The organism is Mucilaginibacter sp. JRF (genome assembly GCF_015223065.1).
GTDB lineage: Bacteria > Bacteroidota > Bacteroidia > Sphingobacteriales > Sphingobacteriaceae > Mucilaginibacter.
On the sequence record NZ_JADFBY010000017.1, the window covers coordinates 1 to 12,303 of the forward strand.

A 12,303-nucleotide genomic window follows, 5' to 3' on the forward strand; every position below is an offset into this window, starting at 1 on the left:
GTCTGCCAACTGAAAGAGCCACAAGACGTCTTAAGTCCTGTAATAAGGAGTTCGAGTTTTGTACTAACGGGCTCATTTGATTGAATATTATTTGTAAATTTACATCACGAATTACAACGTTCTTAAAATCAGTCGGCTTCCTTGCAGGACGCTTTCAAAGTTAATTGGAGAAAGTGGAAGTGGTAGTGGCACTTTTGTGGCACTCATCGCGACTAACGCCATTTGCAAACTATAAATGCACTTTTTCGGGCTAAGTTCCATCCCCTTCTGCTCTATATTTTAAAGAAAAGCAGAATTCAACGGATTTTTGTTTAGTTAACAGATCAATTGTGATATTCTTGACATTATTTAAATATTCCTACCAGCACCTTCTGCTATTTTTACAATTAGTCAGTGCGAAATATTTATCATGTGGATCAATATTCGGATTTAAATTAAGGTGGGTAGTTGCAATCTTTACGATATGTTTCTTCTATAAAACCTATATTTTTCCACTAAACCTGTTGGTTTATAAAACCAAACTCCTCCAGTAAAGTTAATTCCAAATGACGAAATCCAAGCTAAATTCATATTAAACAAAAAATTTATGGTTTTAAGTTGAAATATTGTAAATGGATATAGGATTAATAAAATACAGAAAATTGTTAGCCAAAATCTTATAATTTTCAGTGATATAGTTTTTCTCGATTTATATTCCAACCCTATCACCGTAATTATTAAATAAGGTAAATAATAAGGTGTATATCGAAGTAACATCCAGCCTATATTAAATATTTGGAACTTGTCGGTTTGATAGATCAGTCCAGTATCGGTTGCTAGTTTATCACTGTTGAAAATAAAAATTACTGAATTACCTAAATAAAAGAGTAGGTATGCTAACAAAGGGGTCAGAATTAAAGCTGTGAACCAAACTTTCAATGAGAACGTTATTGATTGTTTCATAAATATATTTGCGTCAAATGAGGTAAAACTTAATTTTTGTTCTGGAGCATATTGCCCACAACTTTACAATCAGTAATATTTTCTCTTTTGAATAGAGCTTGGTATACGCTGGAATATTGATACTCTTTTAGTTCAGAGGAAGCTATGCGAAGTCCTTTAATTCTTTTAGAAAGCAAAATGAAAGGTACTAATGATAATCCATTATATCTACTTTCTATTGACAGTCGAAGCGTGTTATAATACTTTTCCATTATACTATTAGGTGTGGCGAAAATTAATGGATGGAAGTTAATGACTTCCATATCTCTTTCAATATTTACCTCTTCCTTTCCATACATACAAAAAAAAGGTCCCAGATAGCTAAGATGACAACATATTTTAGTCCTTTGAATTATACTACCTATTTTTTTTTCTCCAATAAGTACCTCTACAGAAAATGAAGGGTCCAATGGGGATGAATCTGTATTGGCGTCAAGAATTTCAAAAAAGTTATGTTGAAAATCCAATACTAATTTTTTCCATCTATTAACGTCTTCATTTGAGTTTAACATCTCTTGTAGCTTTAGTTCGAGAAGCTCGTGTCCACTATACATCCTATAGCAGGGATCATTTTTATCAATACCTATTGGATAATATTTAGCAACAACGTTATATATATCTGAATAATCCATCTTGAAATTAATTTTCATTTAGGTTAAATTTCCAGGGAAACAAAGTCCATTTTAAATTGCTAGAAGGAGCGCCTGGTATGTGTTGCTCCATACTATAAGCCCCTGGATATAATTTTCCAATAAAACCACTAAAATAATTTTCAAACCACATATTAGCACCACGAGTATCATGTATCATACCAGCTCGCAGAAGATCGTAAACTCTGTTACCGCTATATTCGATTGACCGCGCTAAGCTGTTGATTAAACTATTCCTATTTAATACATCTTTCGCGGGAACTTCAACACCTAATGTTCTAATGTGAACTAAAACACTTTTGGGCTTATCTCCGTCATCGTCATATGCCAGTATATTAATATTATTTATGTTTCCTTGATAATACAGACCAAATGGTGTGCTTATTAATCGCATTTTTATTGATGCAGGGTCGACGAAAAAGCCAATTGGCCATTTGCCATTACTTGCAGCATTTACTCTTATACTATGTTCAGTAAAGTTTATATCGGTAATAATACCATTGTCCTTATTCACCGAGCCAGTTACAGTATTATAGCGATAAGTAGTTTGGCCGTTGTTAGTACCTACCTTTAAATCACTAAAATCTAAATTAAGTTTTTCTCCTTGCCAGTTACTATATTTATCTAAGAACTGTCCCCAAAATTCCGAATAATCGCCTGATTTAGCAAACGGATCATAGTCTTCTCTAATAAAAGCGCCTTCGACACCACTCCAATACATTTCCCGTGAAATACGTCCAGTACTGCGAAAAATCCCGAGGATTTGAAGCGGTTCAGGCATCTCCACAGGGTAGGCGCTTGTAATATGCTTATCACCCAATGGGTCATTAAACATGATCGGGTTGTTACCTGAGTATTGATAAACCGTCATCGATTCAGTAGCCCCAGCCATCGGATCAACAGCGATGAACCGGCCCAATGCAGCATCATAATTACGGTAGTAGGTATTGTAATAGTCCGGCAGGTTGTTAAAGTCGTTCTGCCATTCCGAGCCGCCATTGTACAGGTTCTTGTTCGGCTGCGTTGGCGTGGCTACCGGGCTGCTGGCCATCGTCAGACCAAAGGCATAGTAGCTGTTCTCCTGTTTCACCACCGCTGTACCGCTGCCATTATCCTCAAAGCTGATACGCGCATTGCCCTGGTGGTCGGTGATCACGTATTCCGCTTTCAGCGTACCCGATACGTTACGTACCCTCCCCTCCGGGATGGCGAAGTACGCCAGCGTGCCATTCTCATACACAAAGCCGTCAATATAGTCTGTCGTCTTTTGCAGCGTGCTGTTGTCGTACTGTTGCTTTTTGATCAGCACACCATCTGAACTGTACGTATGGTTTATATATCTCCCCGTACCGGTCGTGATCGTGATCCTGTCCGTTCGGTTCAGGTAGTTATAGGTTAGTGTAAGGCCTTTGTATGGGTCGGCCGTCAGGTTGCCCGCCGCGTCATAGGCATAGTTGCCTGTCGTGGTGCCTGTCAGGTTCCTGAAACCGTAACCGGTATGGTTCGTTGTCGTGCCATCCGTTACGTTCTTTAACTGGTTCGGGTTGGCCGTATCGTAAATGTAACTCAGGTTGTCTACCTCTACTACATTGGCCGCGCCTGTTACGCTGCTGTTACGCTTCAGTGTCTGGATATTGCCGTTCTCATCGTAGGTGATGTTGTTCTCGTTAAACCCGTTCACGTTATAGTTGAACGCCCCGGTCCCTGACGTGGTGCGCTCGGCATAGTTCGCCGCTGTCAACCTGTTGAGCCCGTCGTAGCTGTATTTATAGCTGCGCTCATAACTGCTGGCGTTCGCGGCATTCTTGCTCATCCATTTTACTGCAGACAGGCTGCCGTCATAATAAGCCGTATTGCCTACGTTGGCATCGGCCTGATTATACAGCAGCTCGATACCGAACAGGTCATTGCTGTCATCGTTCTTCACGCCGTCATTGCTCAGCTTGCTGTTATTAATGCTGATCAGCTGGCCTTTGATATTATAACGGTAGTCGATGGATTGCAGGTAGCTGCTACCGCCGTTGGTCGAGCCCAGCTTCTTATCCACCAGTTGACCCAGTTCATTATAGGTATAGCCGGCTACGCGTACGGTCGCTCCCCCGTTATAGCTTTGGTCTATCGCCGTTACACGCTGCATATGGTCATAGCTGAATGTGCTCAATATGGCTGTGCTGACACTGTTCACTGATTTGACCACCTTTACCTGTTTCGCGGTACCGGTAAAGTCGGGTACGATGGTTTTGGTATCCGCCGTAGTATTATTGATCTGGTTGTTGGAACGTTCCTGGATCACGTTACCGCGCTTATCGTAGAAGATCACTTTCAGCAGCCATGCCCCGCCGGCTGAACCTACCGTGTATTTACGCACCATAGTGAGCATGCCCCGGATCTGGGTGGTCGGCGTGGCCTCGCCCGTCAGGTTTTGTCCTACATAATTGTAGTTCGCCACCCCGTCGCTGTTGATATCATAATCATCATAGTAAGTGAAGGCCAGGTCAGTCTTGCTGCTGGTCGGGAAGGTGACGTTCGTATAATATCCCGTTCCTGAGCTGGTGCCGCGCTTCTCGTACCAGTTCACGCTGTAATTCAGTCCGGATACATAGCTTTGCATCGCTGACAGCGTCGTACGGGTCGCATCGGTATATATACCCTGTGCTATGGCGTTACCACGCACATCGTACTTGATGTAGTTCCATTGGTTCGAAGATTTCAGCTTGGCGTTTTGTGCAAGTACCAATCTGTCCAGTGGATCATATACCATCGATACCGCGCCTGCACCGGGTATCGTTTTTTCTGTTAATCTTCCTTTATCATCGTAGGTATAGGTAAATATCAGTTTGCTTATTACAGCGGTGCTCAGCGTATAACTGCTATTGGCAGCCAGCAGGTTTACTGCCTTTGGCGGCAGGGTATAACTAACTAAACCTGCGTTATTATAAATGTAATAAGTGTCATTGTTCGTTGTAGCGCTTACTACCTGGCGTTTAAGGATCGTCCGGCCCAGATCGTCCCTAAATACAACAGCCTTGTGCCCTTCTGTATCGGTAGCCTCGGTTACCGAAAGGACATTAGCACCATAATTCCCTGTGTTCAATCCATCTGGACTCCACATAATGATATTGCCATCTGCCGCTGTATTGCTCCGGTAGCTCATGCTGGAATAATGCTGACCGGACAGGGGCTGGAAGCCATTGCCTACACCGCCTGCGGAAAGTACGCGCTGCAAAGGGCTGTTCTCAAACAACTGCTCGCTGTAGGGATTGGTATCGTCGGCTATTTTGTCCGAAGTGCCGTTATTATAAAATGCGGGCTGCTCACTGGTGAGGGCATTCGGACGGAAAATGCCGCTGCCGTCCGTACCGACATAAGGCAGATAGCCGCGGTTTTGTCTTCCCTGGTTGTCATATCCTATCGGCTGGATAATGTCCTTCTGCGTCGGGCTGCCTTGTACAAGTACTTGTTGTACAGGGCGGCCTAAACCATCATAATAAGTTTTTGAAGTTGTCTTTTGCGTGGCATTCAATCCGTAGATCATGTCCTCAGTTGTTATACCGGAGATTTTGATGATCTCTGTTTGCTCCACGCTCAGATCCTGCTGTTGCTGAGCATTCGCATAAATGGTGCCTAACAGTAATGGTATCATTACCGCTAACCTACGGGTATGTTTTTTAGTGATTGGTCGCATTGTTGTGAGGTTAAGGTTGATCTTATTGTTCTTCAGATGGGGGGGGAGTTGTCAAGCTGACGCCACCTCCGATTGGCCAATTGGGATTACAACTACTCTCACTTAATATGACCGACATATCGCTTTTTCCATTCAGATCTATACCGTAAAATGTATACACATTACTCGTAGATTTGTAGTTTATACAGCCCAGCACCTGGCTGCCGCATTGTATGTAAACACATTTGAATCCATTTCCGGTCACCGAATTAAACTGTGAGCCGCTGGTGGTCACTGTAACCGTGTAAACACCCTGATTTACGACATAGCTGGTTCCGGACTGCGTCTGTTCTTTACCTAACCCTGTGCCGCTGAATTCTACATTGGTAATCGCCGCACCTTGCCTGCCAGTGGTATAAAGTGGCAACTTGACCGTTGAATGGTCGTATATCTGGACTGTTTTAGTGAGGGTTTTTGTACCAATAACAGGAGAAGTTTTTGTCAGCGAAACGGTATAATTACCCGGTTGGGTATAGGTATGTGTAAAGGTTCGATATTCTACTGTCTGCCCGAATTCCGACTCCGTAATCACTGTACCAGGTCCGGTTACAGCCGGTGTACCGTCACCGAAGTCGTAAGTTCGGATATTTCCGTCTAATTCCGCGTCAACACGGTCTCTGAAGGTAAGCTGGTTGTTGTAGTTTAATACATCTCCCTGTACGTATGAAAAGTAAAGATTGAAGCTGGAATTAAAATTCGTGTAATCATCCGGTTTTAGATAGCTCTTTCTTTGCACGATGTTTTTGTCCTGATCCAATATCGTTTTCAGCCGTCCATAAGTGTCGTACGTATAATATACAGACACGCCATTCATATCTGTATTGGAAGTTTTAGCCAGTGTTTCCTGATCATATGCCGCAGTTTGAACAATGGCATGTTCCGGGTAAAACAAAATATCGTCAACCAGTACATTAGCGCCAGCGATAAGCTTACAGGTGAATGAATTTGCAAGGCTACTTAGTGCGGTTTTTACCTGATAGAACCGCCATTTGCCGGAGGTATTCGCATAGTTTATCGGATAGCTGTAAGTGTTTGTACCGTCGGTAAGCTGTACAGTAAGCGTTCCGGTCGCAGTTGTGTTGACCCATATCGAAAAAATATTGTTCGCCGCCTGCGGGTTTCTTGTCATCGCCCGGCTGATCACACTTGTCGTTTTTAAGGTAGCAGCCGTTTTACCTGTTCTGGCATTAGTGCTGGCAACGGTATCTGTAAACGTAAATCCTGCACCAATATAAGGAGTATCAAAATCGTTATAGGCTATTTCAGATAACAAGGCGTTTGTAAATACGGCGAATGGTTGATTACTCTTATGATCTGTCAGTGTGGTCACCTGCTGGCGCTTGTTATTGTCGGCCATTTGTAATATGCCCATGTTATCATAAGATAAATAGTTGGCTTTTACTTCATACCTGCTGTCTTTGGTAAGCGTGTTTCCAGATATGGATGAAGGCTGAAAATCCAAAACTCCTGACGGCGACACAAATGATAAGGATTGAGATGGTTTATCGCGGACTCCAGCAGCAAGAACATTTTTATATAGCGTCAGACTGGCTCCGGTAGTAAAAGTCGTACCTACGCGTTGAATCTGTTGATACTGTTCGATAGGAACGTTCTGATTAGCCTGGTTCATCCGGTATAAGGAATTAGCCATCGAATCTGCGCCCAATGTCGTAGCATAATCTTTTACATATTTTGTGAACGCTTTGCTGATGCTGCCATCACTGTTATGTGTTTCTACGGATGTAAGTAATTTGTGATTAGGACTTTCGTATTTGTAAGTGATCGTTTTTGTCTTAAACGTTGTCAGTGCAGGAAGATCGAACACCTTACTTGTCTGCTGAACAGTAAGTTTAGATGTCGTCGTAAGAATGTTATACTTGGCATAATTACGTGCCGTGCTGGTATTGTTTTCAAACTTTAATCCTGTTATAACAATCGGGTTAGTAAAAGATCTTTGATAAGTATAGTTTTCTTCGCTTATTTGCTGTCCGGCTTCGCTATATGTACTTACTTTTTTAAGCAATCCGCGCTCAAAGTCAAAGTTTGGATTCGGGGCATAAGGATAATTATTCCGTTGTGTAGTAGCAAACGTTGCCGTTGTACAGGCTATGCGCCCGGAATATACCGTGGTGGGTAACCAGTCCGGTGAAGCGCTGGCATCCCAGAATGTGCCGGGGATCTCGTATTCATAACGTACTACACCACTGCCTGTCCTTGACACCGAAACGTTTTTATAAATAATGGTTTCATCTTCTTCTGCCATGTCATTTTCAGAACGGACTGTCGATGCTGCCCATTTAGCCTCATCCGTACCGCTACCGGTATAAGGAATAGTGAAGGCATACGATGGCAGGTTGATGGGTTTGCCGCTGGTCGTTCCTGTAGCCGGATCATTGTAATTATAATTCGTTACGATAGTATTACCGGAACTGAGGCCGTCACTTGAAGATAATCTTTTGACCCTAATCCCGCCTCCGTTGATTGCCGCGGCTGCCGTGTTATCGTAATAACTGTTCAATTCATATTCGATCGTGGTAGCGCCGCCAGTGTTGGCCGTAACGGACATTAAGCTGCCGTTCACGGCTGCCAATAAGTTGGGCGAACGGTCAGCGCCTGTCAATGTATAAATATAACTGGACGATGCTCCCGGTGGTAGCACCCGGTAGCGCTCTGCTGTATTTAACGGATAAGTGTATATCTGTGGAGTAAGACTTGAAGCACTACTTGCATTATAATACCCCCAATAATCAATTTCTTTCGAGGTTGAATCTGGTAAGTTGATATAATCACCTGACGCGTTGACGCCTAAACCATAGTAAGCAAGGTCAAAGGTGTTTTTTATGCCTGAGCCGGAAATAGTTATGCGGTTCAGAAAAGAACGACTGGTTGCCGATGTTTCAAACTTTTTATAGGAGAATCCTACTGAACGGCCCATGCCTTTTATACTTCCGATTTCATTATAATCTCCTGTAAAATCATGTAGATAAGTAAAACTTAAAGTAGGTTCGTTGATCACATCGGTGTTATACACTTGACTAATTAGCGAAGGCATGTAAGATGTGGTTATCGAAAATAGTGTTGTGCTTGCAGAAGATCCAGGCAATATCACTGAAATCTTATCATTGTTCTTTATACGTTTCCCATTGATATAATTAATTTGTATAAAATCTCCCGACGGCATTATTATGCCGGTCAGTTTCCAAGTTCGCGCAAAACTTATACCGTTAACAAACTGGTCATACTGCCTTTTAAAATAACTAACAGTACCCGAAGTACTGGTTTTACGGGTTTCAGTTTCGGTTTGATCAAATCTATAAAGTATGCCCTGACCATTAATGACATTAAAAGAATTAATTTTACCACTAGCTGGATCAGCCTGATAGGTGATCTTCAGATCCTGATAAGGAATGGTGCGCACAACATGGTCTTTGTCGAACACGAACTGGCAGGAAAGCCCTGGAGCGTTAATATTGAAAACATCTGGCTCTGTATCTGAGAGATCTGAGAAGTTTGCGCTGATATAGCTGTTATCTGTAGTTTCATCTGAACAGATCGTTGTGCTATTGCTGTTACTGATCGTAAAGTTATTAATCTTCGTGCCATTTGTATTATACAGCCAGCCTAAACGGGCATTATCATACTTCATATCGTCCGGCAGGCCCCTAAGGGTGCGGTTAATTTCGCCACCTGCTATTAAACCCCAGTTCATTCCCATTATGCCTTTAGCATCCTTAACTTTAACACCATTGGCATTATATGCTGCTGCTATTTGTAGGCTTAAGGAGCCGGATGTTACCTGAAATAAGGGTATGGTGACATTAGCGGTACCCGTGTAGTTATTGACACTGACGTTTGCGCCGTTTTGGGCTATAGCGGTGCGCGTTATTATGCCTAATAAGCACAAAAGCAGAAGCATTTTGCGTGTATTCATTGTGATAAGGAAAGCTTAACAGATTGTAATGATTATAAAAAAGAACTCAGTTATAACAAAGTGCTTGTTGATTTAATTAAAAAAAATTATGATGCATTTTTACGCATATGGGATAAAGTTTAGAAACGAAGAATAGGGAATTTTGTATGGCATAAAAATGTAAAGGCTGCCTGGGATTTTTTTGTGTGAATTGCTGTAGCATTGTGACGGCTAAAAATGTTTAAGTTGCTCAATTATAAGTAAAATCTTATATTTTTTAAAATTGAATTCTAAATAATTTTAGATGTCTGGAATAGGGTAGGTGTAAAATGATAAAGATTATTTCGTAAATTTACATTACGAATTTTTAGCGTTCATTAAATCAGTCAGCTTCGTTGCAGGAAGCTTTCAAAAGATACACATAGTGGAGATACGATGGAAAAAGGTTGTGGCACTTTTGTGGCACTCATCGCGACTAACCCCATTTACTAGCTGTAAAAGTACTTTTTCGGGCTAAGTTCATTTCCCTACTGTGGGAAAGCATTTCTTGAAATTATTATTGAAGCCTTTGAATGAAAGTTCAAAGGCTTTATTTTTAAGAATGAAAAATCTTATCGCCAATATCGTCTTTACAACATTTCTTATCTTAATCACAAGTTGTCAATTTGATCCATATGCTGGAGAATTAACTACGGATAAACCTAAAAGAGAAGATGTGATAGGGGTTTATCAGTTCGAAGGGCAAACAATATTTGAAGTATCAATTGATAAACTTGGACAAAATGCAACAATTGTTTTAAGGCCAGACTCGACATATCAAGTTAACAATATTCCTAATGTTTTTGGTGGTATGGATGATGAGGAAAAAAAACATATATCTGCTAAAGGCAACTGGAAAATTGAAACAATTAGAACAGTGGAAAACCGTTGGGGGAGCCTTGAAAAAGTATGGGGAATTACACTAACTAATATTGATCAAATTTTGACCAATATTAGTTTCACAGGTGACAAGGCGCCTTATGGTTTAATGATTATTGTTGATGACCCCACTTTGGGCCAAATGATGAGCTTCCAAAAAAAACGCTGATCAGATAAGCTATACAAGTAAAAGTTTTATATAAAAGGTTTAAGGCATTTGTGACACTAAAATCTCTGAATATAAATTGAATAAAAGGGCAGCACGATAAACTCGTATCTTGTTCCATAAAAAATAAAATCAAGTGATCGAACTTTCATCTCCGCGATTAACATTACGCAAGATCATGCTGGCTGATACCGCGCAGTTGGTATTGTTACGATCGGATGAGCGTGTTAACCGGTATCTTAACCGGCCTGCTACAACATCATACGAAGGTGCGGTTGAGTTTATAGTCAACATTTTAGCTGCTGATGCGCATTACTGGGTCATCACCTTAAAAGATGAAACCAAGCTCATCGGTACCATATGCTTATGGAATACGGATCACAAAAGATCGGTTGTTGAAATAGGCTATGAATTGCTCCCTGAATTTCAAGGCAAAGGGATTATGTCGGAAGCTTTGTCGGCCGTAATTGCCTATAATTTTGATCATTTAAAATTTAAAACCATCGTAGGCACAACGCATAGCGAAAATGTTTCTTCAATAAAAATATTGGAGAACAATGGTTTTAAGCGGGATGTTGCGCGCGAACAGCAATTACAGACTGAGGGTGGTGTGGTGCAGGAGATCGTGTATTCTTTAAAGAAATAAAAGCTATGAGCTGTGATATATTTAAATCTCATATATCTTAACCACTACAGTTTTTGCATATTTGATTTAGGATCAATTCTGTTAAACCACGCTGAAACCAAACACCTATGAGCCACGCCAAACAACTATCGCCAGAGCAAACCGATCTGCTAAAAACATTAAAAACCCGTTTTGATAAACACATGAGCCGTCACCAGGGTATTAACTGGGCCGATGTACAGTCGCGTTTGGAAGCTAACGCCGAAAAACTATGGTCGCTTAACGAAATGGAATACACCGGCGGTGAGCCCGACGTGGTAGGTATTGATGATAAAACCGGTGAGTATTTATTTTACGATTGCTCGGCCGAAAGCCCAAAAGGTCGCCGAAGCCTTTGTTATGATGGCCATGCGCTGGAAGCCCGCAAGGAATTCAAGCCAGAAGGTACCGCTATGAATATGGCTGCCGAAATGGGCATTGAGGTGCTGACCGAACAACAATACCGCGAGTTACAGCAGCTCGGCAATTTCGACCTGAAAACATCAAGCTGGGTACAAACCCCGGTAGATATCCGCAAGCTTGGTGGCGCTATTTTCTGCGACCGTAGATATAACACCGTATTTACCTACCACAATGGTGCGTCATCCTACTACGCCGCCCGCGCTTTCAGAGGGGTGTTAAAAGTTTAAATTTGGTATTCTAAGATATATAAGCCGAATAACGAAAGTTGTTCGGCTTTTTTGTTTTTCTCCCCCTGTCATCTCGAACGATAGTGAGAGATCTATCGCTTTACTATAAACGCGTACAGATTTCTCCTGCGTCGAAATGACAAAATTGGAATAAAAATGCGTCATTGCGAGGAACGAAGCAATCTCTTCAGGATATTCTATAAGACAAGCTGCTCGAAGATTGCTTCGCTCCTCGCAAAGACGATGGTAATATTCTACCCCCTCTCCCTTGGAGAGGGCCGGAGAGGTTTCGCCATAGTTAACCTTTATAGGCCATAGAATTCAGCTATTTGTTGCGGGGTTTTTGATGTGGATTTGGATGTTAAAACTGCGTTTTCAGTTGTGTTTAAGTGCTTTTCCCGCTGGGGAATTGACCGTGGATTTCCCCAATATCGCTACCCATTCCCATGGGTTGGGGAAAATGGTTCCCCGTGATTAAAGTTTCAGTTAATATTTCCTTGTTTTTCAATATGCTGATTATCAGAGTATTGTGTTTTTGACTATGCCTTTTGGGGTGATTTATAGCCTTTGGATAACTTTTTGCCTAATGCTTAATAACTATTGAAACGAAAAAGTTTACACAAAGGAAAAATAATCGGAA

At 41.6% G+C, this 12,303-nt stretch carries 6 protein-coding genes; 3 read left to right on the top strand and 3 right to left on the bottom strand.

The genetic code is table 11. The features are described 5' to 3' along the window. Window positions 1-971: 971 nt before the first annotated feature. Genes IM792_RS21060 through IM792_RS21070 form a run of 3 tightly spaced genes read right to left on the bottom strand, consistent with a single transcriptional unit; the run spans window position 972 to window position 9,286 of the window. Entirely contained in the window at window positions 972-1,631 is a 660-nt protein-coding gene (locus tag IM792_RS21060) for a hypothetical protein (protein WP_194103901.1), read from the bottom strand. Then, the gene (locus IM792_RS21065) at window positions 1,621-5,316 is read right to left on the bottom strand and encodes a DUF6443 domain-containing protein (RefSeq protein WP_194103902.1); all 3,696 of its coding nucleotides are present in this window, start codon (window positions 5,314-5,316) and stop codon (window positions 1,621-1,623) included. The genes IM792_RS21060 and IM792_RS21065 overlap by 11 nt, the downstream gene beginning before the upstream one ends. A 22-nt stretch (window positions 5,317-5,338) precedes the next feature. Continuing rightward, window positions 5,339-9,286 (bottom strand): PKD domain-containing protein, encoded by a 3,948-nt coding sequence (locus tag IM792_RS21070; RefSeq protein ID WP_194103903.1) that lies wholly within the window; start codon window positions 9,284-9,286, stop codon window positions 5,339-5,341. A 511-nt stretch (window positions 9,287-9,797) separates the two neighbouring features. Here IM792_RS21070 and IM792_RS21075 point away from each other — a divergent pair. The 3 genes from IM792_RS21075 (at window position 9,798) to IM792_RS21085 (ending at window position 11,663) form a co-directional block, all read left to right on the top strand. Then, a complete protein-coding gene (locus tag IM792_RS21075) occupies window positions 9,798-10,352 on the top strand; it encodes a hypothetical protein (protein WP_194103904.1) in 555 nt (184 codons plus the stop codon). A 133-nt stretch (window positions 10,353-10,485) separates the two neighbouring features. Next, window positions 10,486-10,995 (top strand): GNAT family N-acetyltransferase, encoded by a 510-nt coding sequence (locus IM792_RS21080; RefSeq protein WP_194103905.1) that lies wholly within the window; start codon window positions 10,486-10,488, stop codon window positions 10,993-10,995. Between the two features lie 107 nt (window positions 10,996-11,102). Beyond that, window positions 11,103-11,663: a DUF4256 domain-containing protein gene (locus IM792_RS21085; protein WP_194103906.1), complete on the top strand. Its 561-nt coding sequence runs from the start codon at window positions 11,103-11,105 to the stop codon at window positions 11,661-11,663. Window positions 11,664-12,303: the final 640 nt, after the last annotated feature.

Coding starts and splice junctions, on each gene's coding strand:
- IM792_RS21060 (WP_194103901.1), bottom strand. CDS start 1,631: ATGAAAATTAATTTCAAGATGGATTATTCAGATATATATAACGTTGTT.
- IM792_RS21070 (WP_194103903.1), bottom strand. CDS start 9,286: ATGAATACACGCAAAATGCTTCTGCTTTTGTGCTTATTAGGCATAATA.
- IM792_RS21085 (WP_194103906.1), top strand. CDS start 11,103: ATGAGCCACGCCAAACAACTATCGCCAGAGCAAACCGATCTGCTAAAA.
- IM792_RS21065 (WP_194103902.1), bottom strand. CDS start 5,316: ATGCGACCAATCACTAAAAAACATACCCGTAGGTTAGCGGTAATGATA.